General features: G+C 74.1%; 20 protein-coding genes. 7 read left to right on the top strand and 13 right to left on the bottom strand.

Annotation, left to right across the window (positions count from 1 at the left end):
• Positions 1-133 precede the first annotated feature (133 nt).
• From ACWD3O_RS24130 to ACWD3O_RS24115, 4 genes are all read right to left on the bottom strand, one after another.
• Positions 134-640 carry a VanZ family protein gene (locus ACWD3O_RS24130; RefSeq protein WP_451410120.1) on the bottom strand — a complete coding sequence of 169 codons (507 nt, stop codon included), beginning with the start codon at positions 638-640 and terminating at the stop codon, positions 134-136.
• Complete coding sequence (locus ACWD3O_RS24125; protein WP_451410121.1) at positions 630-1,289, bottom strand: DUF4230 domain-containing protein; 660 nt, start codon at positions 1,287-1,289, stop codon at positions 630-632. Before ACWD3O_RS24125 ends, ACWD3O_RS24130 begins: the two co-directional genes overlap by 11 nt.
• A 147-nt stretch (positions 1,290-1,436) precedes the next feature.
• Positions 1,437-1,823: an anti-sigma factor antagonist gene (locus tag ACWD3O_RS24120; protein ID WP_451410122.1), complete on the bottom strand. Its 387-nt coding sequence runs from the start codon at positions 1,821-1,823 to the stop codon at positions 1,437-1,439.
• Between the two features lie 194 nt (positions 1,824-2,017).
• Complete coding sequence (locus ACWD3O_RS24115) at positions 2,018-2,965, bottom strand: NADP-dependent oxidoreductase (protein ID WP_451417315.1); 948 nt, start codon at positions 2,963-2,965, stop codon at positions 2,018-2,020.
• Between the two features lie 377 nt (positions 2,966-3,342).
• Between ACWD3O_RS24115 and ACWD3O_RS24110 the strand changes: the two genes are divergently transcribed.
• From ACWD3O_RS24110 to ACWD3O_RS24090, 5 genes are read left to right on the top strand one after another with little or no spacing between them, the layout of a single operon-like run.
• Positions 3,343-4,992 (top strand): ATP-binding protein, encoded by a 1,650-nt coding sequence (locus tag ACWD3O_RS24110; protein WP_451417314.1) that lies wholly within the window; start codon positions 3,343-3,345, stop codon positions 4,990-4,992.
• On the top strand, positions 4,989-5,402 hold the full coding sequence (locus ACWD3O_RS24105; protein WP_451410125.1) for a roadblock/LC7 domain-containing protein: 414 nt from the start codon (positions 4,989-4,991) through the stop codon (positions 5,400-5,402). Before ACWD3O_RS24110 ends, ACWD3O_RS24105 begins: the two co-directional genes overlap by 4 nt.
• Entirely contained in the window at positions 5,399-5,782 is a 384-nt protein-coding gene (locus ACWD3O_RS24100) for a DUF742 domain-containing protein (RefSeq protein WP_451417313.1), read from the top strand. The genes ACWD3O_RS24105 and ACWD3O_RS24100 overlap by 4 nt, the downstream gene beginning before the upstream one ends.
• Complete coding sequence (locus ACWD3O_RS24095; RefSeq protein ID WP_451410127.1) at positions 5,763-6,368, top strand: GTP-binding protein; 606 nt, start codon at positions 5,763-5,765, stop codon at positions 6,366-6,368. Before ACWD3O_RS24100 ends, ACWD3O_RS24095 begins: the two co-directional genes overlap by 20 nt.
• A complete protein-coding gene (locus tag ACWD3O_RS24090) occupies positions 6,365-7,606 on the top strand; it encodes a cytochrome P450 (RefSeq protein ID WP_451417312.1) in 1,242 nt (413 codons plus the stop codon). Before ACWD3O_RS24095 ends, ACWD3O_RS24090 begins: the two co-directional genes overlap by 4 nt.
• Positions 7,607-7,703: 97 nt before the next feature.
• Here the strand turns inward: ACWD3O_RS24090 and ACWD3O_RS24085 are convergent, their stop codons facing one another.
• The 6 genes from ACWD3O_RS24085 to ACWD3O_RS24060 form a co-directional block, all read right to left on the bottom strand.
• Positions 7,704-8,738 carry a 7-epi-alpha-eudesmol synthase gene (locus ACWD3O_RS24085; RefSeq protein ID WP_451417311.1) on the bottom strand — a complete coding sequence of 345 codons (1,035 nt, stop codon included), beginning with the start codon at positions 8,736-8,738 and terminating at the stop codon, positions 7,704-7,706.
• Positions 8,739-8,968: 230 nt separating this feature from the next.
• Positions 8,969-9,280: a DUF4235 domain-containing protein gene (locus tag ACWD3O_RS24080; RefSeq protein WP_451410130.1), complete on the bottom strand. Its 312-nt coding sequence runs from the start codon at positions 9,278-9,280 to the stop codon at positions 8,969-8,971.
• 49 nt (positions 9,281-9,329) lie between these two features.
• On the bottom strand, positions 9,330-10,340 hold the full coding sequence (locus ACWD3O_RS24075; protein ID WP_451410131.1) for a glutathione S-transferase family protein: 1,011 nt from the start codon (positions 10,338-10,340) through the stop codon (positions 9,330-9,332).
• Positions 10,341-10,691: 351 nt separating this feature from the next.
• Positions 10,692-11,630: a hypothetical protein gene (locus tag ACWD3O_RS24070; RefSeq protein ID WP_451417310.1), complete on the bottom strand. Its 939-nt coding sequence runs from the start codon at positions 11,628-11,630 to the stop codon at positions 10,692-10,694.
• A gap of 170 nt (positions 11,631-11,800) precedes the next feature.
• Positions 11,801-12,454, bottom strand: coding sequence for a DUF4232 domain-containing protein (locus ACWD3O_RS24065; protein WP_451417309.1), 654 nt, complete (start codon positions 12,452-12,454; stop codon positions 11,801-11,803).
• A gap of 95 nt (positions 12,455-12,549) precedes the next feature.
• Positions 12,550-14,958, bottom strand: coding sequence for a SpoIIE family protein phosphatase (locus ACWD3O_RS24060; protein ID WP_451417308.1), 2,409 nt, complete (start codon positions 14,956-14,958; stop codon positions 12,550-12,552).
• 245 nt (positions 14,959-15,203) lie between these two features.
• On the opposite strand from ACWD3O_RS24060, the gene ACWD3O_RS24055 reads away from it, so the two are divergent.
• Positions 15,204-15,449, top strand: coding sequence for a hypothetical protein (locus tag ACWD3O_RS24055; protein WP_356133188.1), 246 nt, complete (start codon positions 15,204-15,206; stop codon positions 15,447-15,449).
• A 3-nt stretch (positions 15,450-15,452) separates the two neighbouring features.
• Complete coding sequence (locus ACWD3O_RS24050) at positions 15,453-15,830, top strand: toxin Doc (RefSeq protein ID WP_451410135.1); 378 nt, start codon at positions 15,453-15,455, stop codon at positions 15,828-15,830.
• A 23-nt stretch (positions 15,831-15,853) separates the two neighbouring features.
• Here ACWD3O_RS24050 and ACWD3O_RS24045 read toward each other — a convergent pair whose 3' ends face one another.
• From ACWD3O_RS24045 to ACWD3O_RS24035, 3 genes are all read right to left on the bottom strand, one after another.
• Positions 15,854-16,117: a CDGSH iron-sulfur domain-containing protein gene (locus ACWD3O_RS24045; protein ID WP_451417307.1), complete on the bottom strand. Its 264-nt coding sequence runs from the start codon at positions 16,115-16,117 to the stop codon at positions 15,854-15,856.
• Positions 16,098-16,766: a HemK2/MTQ2 family protein methyltransferase gene (locus ACWD3O_RS24040; RefSeq protein ID WP_451417306.1), complete on the bottom strand. Its 669-nt coding sequence runs from the start codon at positions 16,764-16,766 to the stop codon at positions 16,098-16,100. The genes ACWD3O_RS24045 and ACWD3O_RS24040 overlap by 20 nt, the downstream gene beginning before the upstream one ends.
• A gap of 104 nt (positions 16,767-16,870) precedes the next feature.
• Positions 16,871-17,902, bottom strand: a complete 1,032-nt coding sequence (locus ACWD3O_RS24035) for an iron-containing redox enzyme family protein (protein WP_451410138.1) — start codon at positions 17,900-17,902, stop codon at positions 16,871-16,873.
• Positions 17,903-18,300 lie beyond the last annotated feature (398 nt).

Here is an 18,300-nt window from a genome sequence, read left to right as displayed (position 1 = left end):
ACCCGCTACGACAAACGCGCCCGGCACTACGAAGCCATGGTCACCATCGCCTGCCTACGACTCTGGCTCCCCTGACTTTGCGGACACGACCTAGGCCACCCCGGGGCGTTGCGGCCCCACCCGTCGCTCCGGGCTACACGGCCGGCCGCCGGGTCCGCCGGGCGTGCACCGCCCGGCCCAGCCTGCGGCCCAGCAACAGGTACCCGAGCAGCGCCCCGGTGGTGTTCATGATCACGTCGTCGATGTCGAAGGCCCGTCCGGTCACCAGGGACCCCTGGACCAGCTCCACGCAGAGCATCACCACCGCGGTGAGCGCCAGGATCCTCAGCAGGCCGCGGGCCGCCGGGGCCACCACCGGCACCAGCAGTCCGAAGGGGACGCCCAGCAGGACGTTCCCGGCGACCTGCTTGACCGCCTGCAGCGGCTCGTAGGTGGTGAAGTACGTCCGCAGCGAGTCACCGGGACGCAGGTTGCTGTGCGTCAGGTCCGCGGAGGCGGGCGACGGGTTGAGCGTCAGCCGGGCCAGCAGGATCGAGAACCCGACCAGCAGGGCGAAGCCGACCAGCACGGCCAGCGCGCGCAGCGGCCAGGGCAGCGGGCGGGCCACGGGGGCGCCGGAGGCGGCGCGTTCAGTCGCCATAGGTGACCGTCACCTTCTCGAAGCCCAGCGAGCGCAGCAGTCCCTTCAGCATCCCGGTGGTGTTCTCCTCTGCACGTTCGGTCAATTCACTCTCCTTCGCGGCGTCCCCGATGTGCTCGACGGCGAGCTTCTGCACGGCCTGCTCGCTGTTGGGGTTGTCCGAGAAGATGTCGCCCAGGCGGTCCAGCACACCCCGCTGCTTGGAGACCGCGTAGGACCGCTCCGGGTCGAGGGCCGGCCTGCCCAGCTCGGCGTGCGGCAGGCGGAGGGTCGCCTCGGTGCGGTCCTCGTTCACCGTGACGTCCTTCCCGCCGACCTTGCCCAGGTCCACGTAGGCGTCGACGGTGCCCGCGCCCACGTACAGGGTGCGGGTGCCGCGGATCGCGTCGGGCAGGAACCTGGTGTCCTTCTCCAGGTCCACCACGACCTGGAAGTTCCCGGTCGCGGCGTCGTAGCGGCTGATGTCCTGGACGGACTCCAGCAGCGCCGGACCGGAGCGGTCGTGCGTGTCGGTCCCGAACCAGTCGCCGGGACCGGGGATCCCGCTCAGCTTGATCCCGGCGGCCAGCGCCAGCAGCACCAGCAGCAGGGCCCCGACCCATGTCCGCACCCGCGGCCTGCGCGCGGTGCCCGTGCCCTTCGTCGTCATCTCGGCTCCCCCTTTCCAGCAGTCCTCTTCCCGTCATCCGCCGCCTCAGACAGGCGAATCGGCCGGAGGAGAGCCCTCCGGCGACGGTGGGGACCGGCGTGGCGGAAGGGGGGCGGGGGAGGGGGCGAGGAGGCCGTGCGGAGGCCGTCAGGAGGCGCCGGTGGCGGCCCGCGCCCCCGGCGCGCGCAGGGCCTCCTCCAGGTCGGCCGCCGGGGGCACCAGGGCGTGGAGCCCGGTGATCCGCAGGATCCTCAGCACCATGCGGTCGGCGCACACCAGGCGCAGCTCCCCGCCGCGGTCCAGCACCCGCGACCGGGCCCGGTACAGCAGCCGCAGGCCCGAGCAGTCGAAGAACTCCACGGGCGTCAGGTCGATGACGACGTCGGGGCGCGGACGGCCCGTCACGGTGTCCAGATGCGGACGGATCTCCTGGGCGGTGAGGACGTCGATCTCGCCGTGGAACTCCAGGACGGTGCGCCCCCGGTGCTCGCGGACGCGCAGATGCCGGGTCGGGGGCGCGGGTTCCTGCCGCACGACGAGATCGCCTCCATCCGGCCGCAGCCTGCTCGGGTCCGCCCAACTCCCTTGCTCGGAAAGGAAGTTACCCCGATGGAGTGAATTCCAGCATGGTCGATTGACATATGTCCGGTCTTTGGCTGTAAGGCTTCTGTGAGGACCGGCCCCATCCGGGACACTCCGGAGAACCGGGGCGAACCGCCGCGGCGGCCTCAGTCCACGGTGAGCAGCAGCTTGCCCGTGGTGCGCCCCGTCTCTCCCGCCGCGTGCGCCCTGGCCGCCTCCGCCAGCGGGAAGGTCTCCGCGATCGTGGCCCGCAGCCGGCCGGTGGCCGCCAGGTCCGCCACCGCCCGCATCCCCGCCTGGTCGTCCTCGACCAGCATCACCGCCGTCCGCACGCCGAGCCGCTCCGCCTCGGCGGGCAGGTCCTGCGGAAGCGGGAGCAGGGACACCAGGGTGCCCCCGGGCCGGAGCGCGCGCAGCGACTCCCGGGCGTGCTCGCCGCCGATCGTCTCCAGCACGACGTCCACGCCGGAGACCGCCTCGGCGACGTCGGTCTCCCGGTAGTCGATCTGCTCGTCCGCGCCCAGATCGCGCAGGAAGCCGTGCTTCCCGGAGCTGGCCGTGCCGATGACGTACGCACCCCGGGACTTGGCGATCTGCACCGCCACATGGCCGACGCCGCCGGCCGCCGCGTGCACCAGCACCCGCTGCCCGGGCCCCAGCATCGCCGTGTCGACCAGGGCCTGCCAGGCCGTCAGCGACACCAGCGGGAGCGCGCCCGCCTGCAGCACGTCCACGCCCTCCGGGCGGGTCACGAAGGCACGGGCCGGCCCCACCACGTACTCGGCATGGGAACCATGTCCGAAGGGGTATGGCAACATCCCGAACACCTCGTCACCCGAACGGTGGATTGTGACGCCGTATCCGGTCTCCACGACCGTGCCGCACACGTCCCACCCCAGCACGAACGGCGGGGCCCCGAGGAACCCGAGACCGGCCCGGTGCTTCCAGTCCGTGGGGTTCACGCCTGCCGTCCGCACCCGGATCAGCACCTCTCCCGGCCGGGGTGAAGGCCGCTCCGTCTCCACCTCCCGCAGCACGTCAGGGCCACCGGTCGCGTCCTGCCGGACCGCACGCATCGTCTTCGAGCCACTCATGGGATCCAGCCTGCCACCGCGCGCGCAGGGGCGCACGGCGTGCGGCGGCGGCGTGCGGCGGTGGAGGGCAGCGCCCCCTGGACCATCCCGATGGAATATTCCCGGCCGAATCCCGGGGACGTGATCCGGCGGGCCGAATTCCGGCTAAGCTCCCCCGGAGCGCTGCGAGTTGGACCCGTCACGCACCGCCATCCCCCTGCCGTGAGCGCCTGCGGGCCCTGCTGCCCGCGGTGCCGGAGGGGCGGCCTGCGGCACGGTCCGCCGCGTGTCCCCCGGGGCGCCCTCGCCGCGTTCCCCGTCCACCCGTCCGCCAGTCCCGCCTTCCGACTCCCCACCCGTCCGCCTGTCGCTCCGACGTGTCGTCCCGAAGGATGCAGATGGATCTCGCCACACCACCGGGCAGGCCCTCCGTCGCCCGGTACAGCTGGTGGCTCATGCCCCTGGCGCTGGGCTCCGGTACGGTCGCCTCCGCCTTCCTGAGCCCGGAACCCGTCGTCACCACCCCCGCGGGCGCCGCGGCCACCGCCGCTGGAGCCGTGTGCGTCCGGCTCCTGCTCAAGTCCCAGGACCGGCTCCGGCGGTCCCGCGAGGAGTTCCGGGCCGAGACCCAGGAGACCGAGCGCCGCTGGCGGCAGCGCGCCGCCGGCCTGGAGGGCGAACTCGCCACCCTCCGCACCCAGGCGGAGAGCCGCCTGACCGCCGAGCGTGACGCCCTCGAGCGGCGCCTCGCCGAGCGCGACCAGGCGTGGATCGCCACCCGGGAGCGCGACCTGGCCGTCGTCGCCCGCTTCGCCGACCAGCACCTTCCCCACGCGCTCAAGCGCCTGCGCGACGGCGAGGCGGTGGAGGACCTCCTGCCGCTGATCGACGCCGAGCAGGACGTCACCCCCGAGGTGCGGGCCGAACTGCGCAAGGTGCTGCGCCTCGCCCTGATCGGCGTGGAGGAGGAGCTCGACCGCTCGACCTCCGCCGAGCAGGCCGTCATCAGCCTCGGCAACCGCATCCACGTCCTGACCAGCAGGCTCCGCGTCCGGCTGCACGAACTCCAGGGCGAGCACGGCCGTCACCCCTCGGTCGCCCAGGGGCTGATGGAACTCGACCAGCAGATCGGTCCCGCGGACTGTCTGGCCGCCTCCATCGGCGTGCTGGGCGGCTCGGCCCGCCCCGGCCGCCAGTGGCAGGAGCCCCAGCGCCTGCTCGGCGTGGTCCGCGGCGGCATCGGACGGATCAAGGACTTCCACCGCGTGGAGGTCCGTCAGCTCCCCGAACTCGGCGTCGACGGCGGCCTGGTGGACCACCTGACGCTGATCTTCGCGCACCTCCTCGACAACGCGGCGCGCTACTCCCCGCCCAGCGAGCCGGTGATCGTCTCCGGCAAGGAGGTCCCCAACGGCGTCGGCATCGAGATCCAGGACGCCGGCAAGGGCCTGAGCGAGGAGAAGAAGCGGGAGGCGGAGCGGTCGCTGGCCGGTCTGCCGGCCGGCTCGGGGCTCGGCGGCCTCTCCGAGGACGCCCACCTCGGCCTGCGGGTCGTGGGCACCCTGGCCCGCCGGTACGGCATCCGGGTCACCTTCGCGGACTCGCCCTGGCTGGGCACCTCGGTGGTCGTGGTCGTGCCGCACAAGTACTTCAGCCCGCTGCCCGCGGCGCCCGCCGCCACCACCACCGAGCGGTCCGCCGCCACGGGCGGCCTCCCCGGTGTCCCGTCCCAGGCCGAGGCCGGGCACGACGCGGACGACGAGGCCGGGTTCACCGGCGAGTCCACCCCGGGAGGCCTGCCCCGCCGCCGCAGCATCCGGCGGAGCGCTCCCGCCGGGCAGCCGGAACCCGCGCGCGACCGGACGCCCGCCGCGACCCCGGCGCGGCAGGCCGGCCACGTCCCCGACGTGCCGCCCGACGCCTCGTTCGCCGGCCTCGCCGCCTTCGCCACCGCCGGCCGTGACGTCGGCGCCCCGGCCCCCCGGGCGGCCGCCGACGACGCCGAGTCCACCGAGCCCCGTACGGAAGAGAGCGACTGGTCCGCATGACGACGCAGCAGGGAACCGATGTCAGCTGGGCTCTCCGCGACCTCGCGGAGAGCATCCCGGAGATCCGCTTCACCCTGGTGGCCTCCAGCGACGGCAAGGCCATCACCTCCTACGGCGCCGAGGACCCGGACGACGTGGACCGCTTCGCCGCCGTGGTCGCCGGCCTCCAGGCGCTCGCCCAGCCCGTCGCCGAGCAGTTCCCGTCGGCGGCCGGCCAGCTCCGGCTGGCCATGATCGAGGTCGACGGAGGCCACCTGTTCGTCGTCCGGGCCGGCCAGGAGACCTACCTCGGCGTGCTCGCCAAGGAAGGGCTCGACCAGGGCCTGCTCGGCCATCAGATGCGGGACCTGGCCCGGAGGATGGGTGAGCTGCTCGGCACCACTCCCCGGCTGGAGGAGCACTCTGGATGAGTGCTCCCCGCCGGCCCACCGACCCGACCGGGCTCGAGCGCTACTACGTCCTCACCGGAGGCCGCAGCAAACCGGCCGGCCCGGCCGCGACCCTGGACGTGGCGACCCTGGTGGTCTCCCGCACGGGACCCCAGCCGTCGCCGCAGCCCGGACTGCAGCACGAGCACGAGGAGATCCTCCGCCGCTGCCGCGAGCCGCTGTCGGTGGCGGAGCTCGGCGCCCACCTGGGACTGCCCTTCAACATCATCGCGGTGCTCCTGGCCGATCTGCTCGAAGCAGGACGCGTGGAAACCCGTGACCCCGTCCCGGCGAACGCCGCCGGACTCGGGCCCGACCTCGCGCTCCTTGAGGAGGTACTCAGTGGACTTCAAAGGCTTTGACCCCACCGGCCGGACCACGGCGGCGGACGGCACCCGCTCGGTGAAGGTCATGATCGCCGGCGGCTTCGGCACCGGGAAGACCACGATGGTCCGGTCGGTGAGCGACATCCGCCCGCTCACCACCGAGGAGACCCTCACCGAGGCCAGCGCCGACGTGGACCACCTGGCCGGCGTCACGGACAAGCAGCAGACCACCGTGAGCCTGGACTTCGGCAAGATCGCGATCAACGACCAGCTGGTGCTCTACCTGTTCGGCACCCCCGGCCAGGAGCGCTTCTGGTTCCTCTGGAACGGGCTCTTCAAGGGCGCCCTGGGAGCGGTGGTCCTGGTCGACACCCGCCGGCTCGCCTCCAGCTTCCGCGCCATAGAGGAGATGGAGCGCCAGGACGTCCCCTTCGTCATAGCGCTGAACATCTTCCCCGACAGCCGGGAGCACCCCGTCGAGGAGATCCGCGACGCCCTGGACATCCCGGACGACATCCCGATCGTGGCCTTCGACGCCCGCGACCGCACCGCCGGCCGGGACGTCCTCGTCGCCCTCATACGCCATCTGCAGGCACGCGCCCTCGCCCTGGAGCCCCGATGACCGAGCGGACCGCCCCGGCCGCCGCGACCGGCTGCCCCGTCGCCCAGGGGGGAGCCACCCGGCTCTACGGGCCGGACACGACGCACGACATGGTGGGCCTCTACGACCGGCTGCGCCGCCAGCACGGCACGGTCGCCCCCGTCCTGATCGAGGGCGACGTCCCGGCCTGGCTGGTGCTGGGCTACCGGGAGAACCGGCGGGTGCTCGACAACCCGCTCCAGTTCAGCCGGGACGCCCGGATCTGGCGGGACTGGAAGGAAGGACGCGTCGACGACGACCTGCCGGTGATGCAGATGGTCGGCTGGCGCCCCGACTGCGTCTCCCAGGACGGCGAGCCGCACCGCCGGCTGCGCGGCGCGGTCACCGACAGCCTCCAGGCGGTCGCCGGCCGCGGCATCCGCCGCCACGTCGCGCACTTCGCCGAGAAGCAGATCGACGCCTTCGCCGGCCTCGGCCGCGCCGACCTGGTGACCGACTTCGCCGAGTACCTGCCGATGCTGGTGCTCACCCGGCTGTTCGGCCTCGCCGCGAGCGAGGGGCGCAGTCTCGCCGAGTCCAGCAACCACGTCATCAAGGGCGGGGCGGACGCCCTCGTGCACAACGCCCGGATCATGACGATCCTCGGCGAGCTCGCCGAGCGCAGGCGGCGGGAGCCGGGCGCCGACTTCACCACCGGACTGCTCGGGCACCCGGCCCGGCTCGACGAGGAGGAGATCCTCCACCACCTGCGGCTGGTGCTGATCACCGCGCACACCACCACCAGCAACCTGCTGGCCCGGGTGCTCCAGGCGATCCTCACCGACGACGCCCGGCTCGCCGCGCTGGTCGGCGGGGAACTCGCGCTGTCGGCCGTGGTGGAGCAGGTCATGTGGAACACCCCGCCGCTCGCCGTGCTGCCCGGCCGCTTCGCCACCGCCGACCTGCAGCTCGGGGAGGCCTCCGTCAAGGAGGGCGACATGCTGCTGCTCGGGCTCGCGGCCGGCAACCTCGACCCGGAGATCCGTGCCGCGAGCGGCGTCTCGATAGAGGGCAACCACTCGCACCTGGCGTTCAGTTCCGGCCCTCACGAGTGCCCGGGGCAGGGCATCGGCCACGCCATCATCGAGATCGCGGTCGACGTCCTGCTGCACCGGCTGCCGGGGCTGCGGCTGGCCGTGCCGGCCCCGTCGCTGACCTCGACCGCCTCCACGTGGGTGGCCCAGCTCGACAGCCTGCCGGTGGAGTTCCCCGTCCGCTGACCGCGCGCCACTCGGCGGCCGTGGCTCCCCTCCGCGCGGGAGGGGAGCCACGGCCGCCGAGTCGTCCGCCGTGCCGGACGCCGGGCGGTCCGGCGGATCAGACCACCGACAGCAGGTCGTCGACCGAGCCCCGGCCCGCCCGCTCGGCCGCCGCCGCGAGGGTGTCCTTGTCCGCCGCGTAGCGGCCGGTGACCAGGGCCCACTCGTAGTTGCCGTTGATCCAGTGCTGCACGGCCTCGACACCCATCCGGGTGCGCAGCCGCTCGTCCTCCGTCAGTGCCAGCTCGTCGCACATCGCGGGCACCCGGGCCTCGAGCGCCAGGTACTCGGTCAGGCAGGCCGCGGTCATCCGGTACGCCTCGGCGGCGGCCTCCTCCCACGAGCAGGAGTGCTCCCGGCGGAGCACGGCGATCAGGTTGTGCCCGTCCCCCCGGCGCCGTTCCCGCTCGAAGGAGTGGATGTCGTTCATGAAGCCGATGACGTCCGCGGCCAGGTCCCGCATCCGCTCCATGACCGGATGCGCCTGCACCTGGGCCGGGACCTCGAAGCCGCGGCTGCGCTCACCCGCGTCGATGCTGTGGTGGATGCCCACCGTGCGGCGGCGGAACTCCGCGTACTCCTTCACGCCGAGCGTGCCCTCCAGACCGGCCGCCGCCAGGTCGACCTCCTCGCAGTGGGCGGTCAGGAATCTGCCCCAGGAGGCGGCGAACCGGGTCTGCCAGGTGAGGGACATGCCGCGCGACAGCTGTGCCCAGACCTCCGCCCACGCCTCGGTGATGGGACACACCACCCGCGGCGCCGTCCCGGCGGGGCGCAGCGGGGTGACGATCAGCTCGCGCGCCACCTCGGTTATCCGGTCCGCCCGGTCGGGCCGGTTGGCGTCGAACTGGTCGTCGAAGAGGAAGGCGAGCGAGAACCAGTTCATCAGGACGGTCATGTCCTCGGCCGAGGCGTACGGATAGGTGCGCGCCGCCGCCTGCGGCAGGTCCCACGAGCAGTACTCCTCGAACCCCGCCTCGCTGCGGACCAGCCCCCGCTCGCGCACCCAGCGCAGATGCCGCTCCCTGGCGTACTCCAGGTGCGGGCTGACGGGCGTGGAGAAGGGGAGGTCGAACGTGACGTCCTGAGGCATGGGGGTTCCTTTCGGGACGGAAGGGGCTCAACTGCGTTTCAAATCGGCCAAGTTGAAACGCGAGCCGTTTCGAAGCTGCCCTTACGGTCCCACGCGCATACCCTTCGAACATGTGACCCGGATCACTCTCGGGCATCACATGCCGGCAGAAGGTGCCCGCCCCCGAGGACAAGCAACCGGGGCCCCGGGACGCGTCCCGGGGCCCCGGCGGCGGGGCGGGCGGGCCGGTGTCAGTCCCGGCCCTGGCCCTTCGCACTCTCGGGCCACACACCCGTCTTGCGCTCCATCGCCTGGGCGCCGCTGCGGTCGATGACCGCCCGCACCACGGCGAAGATGGCGCCCTGGATCGCGGCGGCCAGCAGGATCTCGCCCCACCGGCGGTCCCGGTCGAGGGCGTCGGGGGCGTTGTCCTCGTGCTTGATGGCCTTCCACGTCTTCTGGAAGGCGGCGGTGGCCAGCCGTCCACCGCCCCAGCTGACCGCGAATCCGAGCGGCTTGTAGACGGTGGGCAGCTTCTGCTTCTTCTGCGCGTAGGTCGCCAAGAGGTCTCTCCTAGTGTTCTCGCGGTCGTGTCCGAGGTTGCCGGGCCGGTCAGGGCCTTCCCGACGGGGGAACCTCCTCGCCCCGCGGCACCGGGCCGGGGGGCGTTCCGTCACCGAACGGCCGGCCGCCGAGCTGCTCCCGGTGGTGCGGGGTCAGCCAGGCCGACAGGTCCGGTCCGAGTGGCACCACCTGGGTGGGGTTGATGCCGTGATGCACCACGTAGTAGTGCCGCTTGATGTGGTCGAAGTCGACCGTGTCGCCGAACCCGGGGGTCTGGTACAGGTCGCGCGCGTAGGCCCAGAGCACCGGGTTCTCCGTCAGCTTCCACAGGTTGCACTTGAAGTGACCGTGGTAGACCGGGTCGAAACGCACGAGTGTGGTGAAGAGGCGGATGTCGGCCTCGGTGACGGTGTCGCCCACCAGGTAGCGCCGACGCTCCAGCCGCTCGGCGAGCCGCTCCAGCCGGTCGAAGACCGCGCGGCAGGCCTCCTCGTAGTCGGCCTGCGTGGTCGCGAAGCCCGCCCGGTACACCCCGTTGTTGACGTCCCGGTAGACGCCCTCCATGACCTCGTCGATCTCCGCCCGCAGCGGCTCCGGATACAGGTCCGGCGCCCCCTGCCGGTGGTGGGCCGTCCACTCGGTGGCGAAGTCCAGGGTGATCTGCTGGTAGTCGTTGGTGACGAGCTTCCCGCTCGGCACGTCGACGATCGCCGGGACGCTGACGCCGCCGGGGTAGTCCGTCTCGCGCCGGTCGTAGGCCTCGTGGAGGAACCGGATGCCGAGTACCGGGTCGCGGTCGTCCGGATCGAGGGTGAAACGCCAGCTCCGGTCGTCCTGGACCGGGTCGGTGATCGCCAGCGAGACGGCGTCCTCGAGCCCCAGCAGACGACGGGAGATCACCGCGCGGCTCGCCCACGGGCAGGCCCTGCTGACCACCAGCCGGTAGCGGCCCGGCTCCACGGGCCAGCCGTCCCCGCCGTCGGCCGTGATCCGGTCCGCGAAGTGGCTGCGCGAGCGCTTGAACTTCTTGCGGCCGTACTCGGCGTTGCCCTCGCCCATCTGCGTCCGCCTTCCCGGGTGCCGTCCGCGGACCGGCAGGTCCGCTCCCAGGGACGCGTTCCCCCTTTTTCGTGATCGGCACCGTGCCGGGACGACGGGAACGGGGCCGGGCCGTGGCCGGGGCGCTCCCGCGGGAGGCAGGGGAGGGGAGGAGGCGAACGGGGGTGCCCGGCATCCGCAGCGCGAGCGGCGGGCGGAAACACTGGTGGGCCCCGCCACGACGGGGGAGCGCGGCGGGACCCGACAAGCGTCTGCCCCGGCCTCGGGGCTTCATGCGTGGCGATCCGGCGGAAATCCCGGGGACAGCCGGAAATCACCCCCGCGGGCGACGCCCGGCCGGAACGCGCACCCTCACCCGGCGCAGGTCACGGTGGGCCCGGCCACCATGCCCCCGGTGCGGAACGTCTGGTCCTGGGGCATCCAGTACCCCAGCTTCGACACGACGGTCGAACAGGTGCCGGTGGTGGTGGCCCGGACGACCACCGTGGAGGGGTTGCCCGGCTGGAGATCGGTGAGCGCGCAGTCCAGCGCGTGCCCCAGACGCTTCTTCGACGGGTGGCGGCCGATCAGCGGATTGACGCACCGGGGGTCCTCGGTGGTGAGACGGATGCCGGACTCCTCCTCGCCGATCAGCCCGAACCGTCCGCTGCCGTCGCCCGCCTCGCTGTCCCGGTGGACGGTGTACGTCAGCACCGTGGTGCGCCCGGGACGCAGGCGTTCCCGGTCCACCTCGATACGGTGCGTCGGCTCCCGCAGCGGCTGGGTGAGGGTCAGCGGGGCGCTCACCTCGCCCGTCAGGTCCCCGCCCCCGGCCGTGGAACGCACCCGCACCTCGGCGGTGATCTCGTACGTCCCCGGGCCGGGGTAGTCGGCGGAGCCGGGCAGCGCGCCCCGGGCGACCACCCGGCCGTCGCGGCGGGCGGTCCAGGTGCCTGAAGTGCGGCAGGCGTGCTTCTCCCCACCGGCCGTGCAGGCGGCGGGGGCGGACAGGGCCAGCGAGGGACCGCCGGTGGAGGTGCAGAGCGCGACCGAGGCGCTCCGGCCGCCCGCGCCTTCCAGCACGCCGGCCGGCGCGCACAGGGTCTCCGGGGCGGGCGCCGCGGCGCCCGGGGCGGTTGCCGCGGCGGACGGCGAGGGCGCCGCCGCGCCGGCGGGCCCTCGGCCGTCCGCGGGCGGGGAGCCCGGCCGGACGACCGCGGCCAGCGTGAGGCCCACGGCTCCCACGGTCAGCGCGACACGGGTCCGCCGGGTGAGCGGGGTACGGGACGGCGGGGTCGGCGATGTCGGCACCGGTTCCTCCGGGGGTCAGCGGCGTCGGGTCCGCCGACGAGCATGGCCCCCCGGTGCCCGCCGGGCCGCCGCCGCGCACCGGACACGCCGCCCTCTCACCTGGGGGCACCAACGGCGGGCCCCCGAGGCGCGCTCGGCGCCGGGCAGCCGGACTGCGCTCGGCGCCCCGTCTAGCGCCCCGTCCCCGAGGCGAACGCCGTCACCGAGAGCGACGTCCTGCCCGAGACCGGCACCTTGCCGCCCTCCCAGCGCACGCTCAGCGGCTCGTGCTCGTCCGGAGGCGTGACCAGCAGCGTCTCCGGGACGGCGGTCCGCGCGTCGGTGAGCCCCGGGTTGGAGTACGACAGCGCGGCCCAGGCGCTCTCCCCGGGAGCCAGGGTGACCTTGGACGCCGGCGCGGCGGCGATCCGCGCGGGGTCCGGCCCCAGCTGCCCGCCCTCGGCGTCCGTGAACGCCGCGCCGGGATATCCGCGCAGGAAGCAGGCCCTGCCCGACTGGTTGGTGAGGGCCACCGAGAAGGCGCGCTGCCCCGCGCCCGCCTCGCCGGGACCCACCGACGCCGACAGACCGGAGGTGCGGCACCGCAGGGTGGTGACGGCGGCCGGGCCCGAGGCGGTCGACTTGGCGGGGTCCGAGCCGGTTGGCGCGGCCGGGTCCGAGCCGGTCGCCGCGGTGGCGGGGCCCGAGTCGGTCGCCGCGGCGGGGCCGGCCGACGACGCGCCGGATTCCCCGCCCTGGCAGCCCGCCAGGAGCAGCTGGGCCGGGAGCAGGGCGGCCGCCGTCCACAGAGCGCTGCGGTACCGCTTCGCACGTGAGAGGCCCATGGTCGTCAACACTCCCCGGAGAACGTCGTGACGGATGAATGTTCCGTCATCGTCCTCCGGGCGACCGGATTCGGAAAGACCGCCTCCGGGTAGTGCTACTCGCCCTCGAGCAGCGCCAGTTCGGCCCAGATCGTCTTGCCCTCCGGGGTGTGCCGGGTGCCCCAGCGCTGGGTCAGCTGGGCCACCAGCAGCAGACCGCGGCCGCCCTCGTCGAAGGTCCGGGCGCGGCGCAGGTGCGGGGCGGTGTGACTGGTGTCCGAGACCTCGCAGATCAGGGTGGAGGCGCCGTGGATCAGTCGCAGCCGGATGGGGCGCGCCCCGTACCGGATGGCGTTGGTGACCAGCTCGCTGACGACCAGTTCGGCGGTGAAGGTCGCCTCCTCCAGCCCCCAGTGCTCGATTTGCTTCACCGACTGCTTGCGGATCGCCGCCACCAGGGCCGGGTCGGCGGGGATGTCCCAGGTCGCCACCTTGGACGAGGGCAGGCCGCGGGTGCGGGCCAGCAGCAGCGCGACGTCGTCGGCCACGTCACCCTTGGGGAGCAGCCGCGCCAGGATGTGCTCGCAACTGGCGTCCAGGGACTCCGCCGGCTCCGCCAGCGCCTCCTGCAGCCGGGCGCGGCCGGTGTCGACGTCCTGCCCGTGGTGCGTGACCAGACCGTCGGTGTAGAAGGCGAGGACCGTGCCCTCGGGCAGTTCGAGGTCGGCCACCTCGAAGGGCAGTCCCCCCACCCCCAGCGGAGGGCCGGCCGGCATCTCGACCGGCTCGGGCAGGCCGCCCGGGCGGACGATCAGCGGCGGATGGTGGCCCGCGCGGGCCATGGAACAGCGCCGGGACACCGGGTCGTAGACCGCGTACAGGCAGGTCGCGCCGACCTCGCCCGGACTGCCGTCGTTGCCCGCCTCCTCGGAGAGGCGGACGACCAGGTCGTCCAGATGGGTGAGGAGCTCGTCGGGGGCCAGGTCGATGTCGGCCAGGGTGCGCACCGCCGTGCGCAGCCGGCCCATGGTGGCGGATGCCTGCACGCCGTGGCCCACCACGTCGCCGACCACCATCGCCACCCGCATGCCGGAGAGCGGGATGATGTCGAACCAGTCGCCGCCGACGCCGCCCGCCCGGGCCGCCGGCAGATAGCGCGAGGCGGCCTGCAGGGCGGCGGTGACCGGCAGCGAGCGCGGCAGCAGGCTCCGCTGGAGCGCCAGCGCCACCTCCCGCTCCCGCGAGTAGCGGCGGGCGTTGTCGATGCAGACGGCGGCCGTCGCCGCGACCTCCTCGGCCAGCAGCACGTCGTCGCGGGAGAACCGCTCCTGGTGCCGGTGGCGGGCCAGCAGGGCCACGCCGAGGATCATGCCGCGGGCCCGCAGGGGCACCGCCAGCGCCGAGTGCAGCCCGACCTCCGCCACCCGGCGGGCCAGGCCGTCCCGGTAGGCGAAGCGGCGCGCCATGCCCTCCGGGGTGTCGGTGACGATCAGCGTCCTGGCCTGGCTGAGCGCGTCGGACTGCAGGGTGGTGCCGGGATAGGAGTCCAGCTCACCGACGTCCGGGAAGGCGGCCGCCCGGCCCAGCACCGAGCGGTCGGCCGCCCGGCGGAGCTTCACCGCCGCCCCCGGCGCGGGCGGCTCGGAGGGCGGGTCGCCGCCGTGCTCCGGGTCGAGCAGGTCCACGCTGACGAAGTCGGCCAGCGCCGGCACCAGCACGTCCGCGAACTCCTGCGCGGTCCGGCGGACGTCCAGCGTGGTGCCCACCCGGGTGCTCGCCTCGTTGACCAGCTCCAGGCGCTCGCGTGCCCTCAGCTGCTCGGTGAAGTCGTGCGCGGCGAGGGAGACGCCGCAGACCGTCCCCGCGTCGTCCCGGACCGGCGCCATGCTGGTCAGCCAGGCGCGGATCACCCCGCTCCCGCCGAGCTGCGGCAGGTACGTCCGCACCGAGTAGTTCTTGCCGGTCTCCAGGACCTGGCGCATGGTCTGCTCGACCTCGGCCAGCTCCTCCCGCCCGCCGATCTCGGTCACCCGCAGTCCGCGCAGCCGTTCGGCGGGGGCGCCCATCACCCTCGCCATGTCGGTGTTCATCGCGCGCAGGCGCAGGCCCGCGTCGAAGACGGCCATCGCGCAGGGGGACTGCACCAGTTGCACCGTCGCCAGCGGATCGCTGGGCGGCAGCGGGCGGGAGGTCTCGCCGACCGGGGCGACGAGGACCCAGCGGCCCGGCCGGCCGTCGCGCGGCGGCCTGCGGTGGGCGATCACGCCCACCGGCACGGTACGGCCGTCCCGGTGGCGCACCGGGACCGTCAGGACGAGCCGCTGCTCGGCGGCCGCGTCGCCGGTGAGAAGGCCGCCGCAGCCGCCCCCCGGGGCGCACAGCGCCGAGACCGGGCCACCCACCACGTCGCCGGCGGTGTGTCCGAGGAGCCGCGTGGCTCCCTCGCTCCACTCGAGCACGACGCCGTCGTCGTCGACGACGGCCCGTGCCGTCGCGGCATCGTCGAGCGGATTGACCGGGCTCATGGTCGGCACTCCATCGCGGGCACTTTCCGTGACCGTCGCGTCACGTCGGTCCCAGCGTAGTCGCTCGGACACGGGCGTGTGCCGCCGCCTTGGGCCGGGCGGGCGGCGGGCCGGTCGCCGCACGGGCGGCGGGCAGCCGCGGCGGACCGCGGCCGTCCTCCCCGCGGTACCGGCTCGAAAAGACGTTCCCATCGCCCTGACCTGCGGATATTTACGGCCGGACGGGCCGGCGGTACCTTGGCGCCATGCCAGCACTCAATGTCGAGTTCAGCGACCGCGAGCTCGAGGACCTGCGGCAGATCGCCAAGGAGCGCGGTACCTCCATGAAGGCCCTGGTCCGCGAGGCGGCGGCGGCCGACATAGCCCGTCACCGGGCGCTCCAGGAGGGCGCCGAGGCGTTCCGCCGCTTCTTCACCGCGCACGCCGCCGAGTTCGCCGCCGCCTTCCCCGACGACGAACCGCCCCTGCGGGGAGCCGGGCGGGCCGCCTGACCCATGGCCGCCGTCCTGCACATCGACGTGCCCTGGCTGCTGCAGCGCCACGAGGAGGTGCTGCCGGACCAGCCGACCATCAGCGACTTCTCGGCCCTGGTGGCCGCCGTCGCCCGGCACCGGGTGGACCCGCCGCGCCTCGGCGTCGACTCCGACCCCGCCTGGCGCGCCGCGGCCCTGCTGCACACGCTCGTCGTGCTCAGGCCGCTGCCCTCCTCCAACGCCCGGTTCGCCTGCGCCACCGCGGTCGCCTACATGTACGCCAGCGGCGCCGGCATTGACCCGCCGTACGGGGCGCTCGTCGACCTCGCCCGCGACCTGGTCACGGGCAAGGCCGACGTCTACGCCGCCGCCGACCGCCTGCGGGAGTGGCAGCTGTGACCCACGGGCGGCGCGGCCCACGGTCAGCGCCGCCTTCGGTGGCTGGTGTCGCACCACGGGTAGCGCTCGCTCAGCCGGCAGGTGCACAGGGCCACCCGGAAACGGTCCGAGGACGCCACGGTGCCGTCCTCGAGCTCCACCTCCACCGGTCCGTCGACCAGCATCGGCCCCCGGCGGGGCACCACGATCCGGCGCGCCTCGGGCGTCCGCCCGGCCGACGGCCGCCCGTCGGACGGCCGGCCGTCCGACGTCGGAGCGCCGGTCTGCTCACTCGGGTCGTTCGGCACGGACCACCACCAGTTCCTCGCGCTCGGCACGGGCCTGCTCCGGGGAGATCAGTCCCCGGTGACGCAGCCAGTTCACCCGCTCCCGGAGCACCGGCCCGAAGGCCACCTGCCGCCGGTGCGTCACGGACGCCTTGAGCCCGGCCGCCCGCAGCCGCTCCTCGGTGGCGGCGGGGCCGCACAGCGCGGAGTGCACCATCAGCAGGACACCGCCCGGGCGCAGCAGCTCCGGGGCCTCCCGGCAGATCCGGTCGACCACCAGTCGGCCGTCGTCGCCCGCGTCCCACGCCCGCGCCTCGCGCGGGCGCCCGCGCAGTCCGCCGGGGGGCGTCGGCACGTACGGGGGATTGGCCGTGATCATGTCGAACGCCTGGCCCCGCACCGGTGCGAACAGGTCGCCGCGGACCGCGCGCACCCGGACGCGGTGCAGCAGGGCGTTGATCCGGACACCGGCCACCGCGCGGCGCGAGACGTCGACGGCCGTGACCTCGCCGCCACGCCGGGCGGACGCCAGGGCCAGGGCGCCCGAACCGGTGCCCACGTCGAGCACACGGGCGCCCGGGGAGAGGAGTTCGTCGTCCAGGGCCTCGAGGAGGAGGCGGGTGTCGTCCTGGGGCGCGTACACGCCGGGGATCACCAAGGGTCGCTTCACACGGGCCGAATACCCAGGTCGGGCCGGGGCATGGCCGAACTCCGGGTCACCGTCACCCGGCCGGTTCCGTCCCTCCGCGCGGCCGGCGCCGGCCACCGCCCCGCTCACGCGGCGGCCCCGACCGGTTCGGCGAGCGGCGAGCGCAGCGCCGTGCGGTCCCCGTGCCAGCAGGCCATGACGTGGTCGCCCAGCCGGTCCTCCAGGAACACCGTCGCGTCGATTCCGAACACGACGTCGGCCTCCAGGTGCGGCTCCTCCTCCAGCAGGCCGCCGATCACCTCGTGACGGACCACCTGCTCGTGCACCGCGTCCGCCTCGACGTGCTCGTCGTAGAAGAACTCGGCGGCCGGTCCGGCGCCGGTGCGGCGCATGGCCTCCGCCAGGCGCCGCGACCCCGGCGAGGAGGTGATCTCCACGGTCGCGAAGTGGCCCACCAGCGCTCCCCGCAGGGCGCGGTGCAGGCCCAGCAGCGACATCAGGTTCACCACGGCCAGGGCGGGGGCGGGGGAGGGGTCGAGGTAGCGGCCGTAGGCGGTCTCCAGGCCCAGGTCCGCCATCAGGTCGGCGAAGAGCTTGGCGTGCGCCCGCTCGGCGCGGCCGCCGCCGAACTCGTCGAACTCCACCGAGACCATGGCCGCCTTGGCGCGTCCCCACAGCCGGGGCAGCACCCAGGCGTGCGGGTCCGCCTCCTTCAGGTGGTAGACCGACCGCATCGCGGCGTACTCCCGCAGGTGACGCAGCTCGCCCTCGTCCCGCAGGAACCAGCTGACGCCGGTGCCCTCCGACGGCTCCACCAGAAGTTCCTTCACCGCGGACCGCACGTCCTCGTGCACCGGCACGTCACGGCGCAGCGCTCCGAGGAAGCGGTTCTCCATCGCCCGGCGCACGGCCAGCAGGTCCGGGTCCCACTCCAGGGCGGGGTCCACCCCGGCGAAGCCGCGGTAGTGGAGTTCGTAGCAGCAGTAGAGGGCGAGCTGGAGGTCGTCCCCGTACGGGTCGGCCTCCTCGGCGAGTGCGGTACGGGGCGGCGGGCCCTCGCCGCGCAGCAGGGCGAGGACGCCCGCGGACAGCGGGCCCCGGGGGGACGGCAGCTCGGGTGCGTGCCGGTCGTGAAGATCGTCGCGGTCGTGACTCATGCGGCCCGGGTACCCGCCGCGACGCCGGGTACCCGGGCGGATCGCCAGGTCAGCGCTCCTGCCGGGCCTGCTCCTGGGCGCCGGGGTTCGGTGACGTCGCGTCGCCGGCCTCCCCGGAGTGCTTCTGCCCGTCCTTGCTCCGGCCGTCCGCTCGGGCGGCGGCCTCCTCGGCCTCGCGGAAGGCCTCGGCCAGCGCGGTGCGCGGCGGGTCGTCCTTGCGGTCGCGGTCGCTGTGGTGGTTCACCGTCGTCTCCTCGGTCTCACAGGTGTCTGCGTGTCGCGCCCCGGAGGGGGCGGACCTGCGGGTACCCGGCACCGCCGCGAACAGGCTCCCTCCCGACCGGCCACGCCGTCCGGCGGCGGACCCACCGGCCACGCCGTCCGGCGGCGGACCCACC

Source organism: Streptomyces sp. NPDC002640 (genome assembly GCF_053592575.1).
This window is presented reverse-complemented; position numbering and strand designations above follow the sequence as displayed.

Coding starts and splice junctions, on each gene's coding strand:
- ACWD3O_RS24130 (WP_451410120.1), bottom strand. CDS start 640: ATGGCGACTGAACGCGCCGCCTCCGGCGCCCCCGTGGCCCGCCCGCTG.
- ACWD3O_RS24125 (WP_451410121.1), bottom strand. CDS start 1,289: ATGACGACGAAGGGCACGGGCACCGCGCGCAGGCCGCGGGTGCGGACA.
- ACWD3O_RS24115 (WP_451417315.1), bottom strand. CDS start 2,965: ATGAGTGGCTCGAAGACGATGCGTGCGGTCCGGCAGGACGCGACCGGT.
- ACWD3O_RS24110 (WP_451417314.1), top strand. CDS start 3,343: ATGGATCTCGCCACACCACCGGGCAGGCCCTCCGTCGCCCGGTACAGC.
- ACWD3O_RS24105 (WP_451410125.1), top strand. CDS start 4,989: ATGACGACGCAGCAGGGAACCGATGTCAGCTGGGCTCTCCGCGACCTC.
- ACWD3O_RS24100 (WP_451417313.1), top strand. CDS start 5,399: ATGAGTGCTCCCCGCCGGCCCACCGACCCGACCGGGCTCGAGCGCTAC.
- ACWD3O_RS24090 (WP_451417312.1), top strand. CDS start 6,365: ATGACCGAGCGGACCGCCCCGGCCGCCGCGACCGGCTGCCCCGTCGCC.
- ACWD3O_RS24085 (WP_451417311.1), bottom strand. CDS start 8,738: ATGCCTCAGGACGTCACGTTCGACCTCCCCTTCTCCACGCCCGTCAGC.
- ACWD3O_RS24075 (WP_451410131.1), bottom strand. CDS start 10,340: ATGGGCGAGGGCAACGCCGAGTACGGCCGCAAGAAGTTCAAGCGCTCG.
- ACWD3O_RS24065 (WP_451417309.1), bottom strand. CDS start 12,454: ATGGGCCTCTCACGTGCGAAGCGGTACCGCAGCGCTCTGTGGACGGCG.
- ACWD3O_RS24060 (WP_451417308.1), bottom strand. CDS start 14,958: ATGAGCCCGGTCAATCCGCTCGACGATGCCGCGACGGCACGGGCCGTC.
- ACWD3O_RS24055 (WP_356133188.1), top strand. CDS start 15,204: ATGCCAGCACTCAATGTCGAGTTCAGCGACCGCGAGCTCGAGGACCTG.
- ACWD3O_RS24050 (WP_451410135.1), top strand. CDS start 15,453: ATGGCCGCCGTCCTGCACATCGACGTGCCCTGGCTGCTGCAGCGCCAC.
- ACWD3O_RS24035 (WP_451410138.1), bottom strand. CDS start 17,902: ATGAGTCACGACCGCGACGATCTTCACGACCGGCACGCACCCGAGCTG.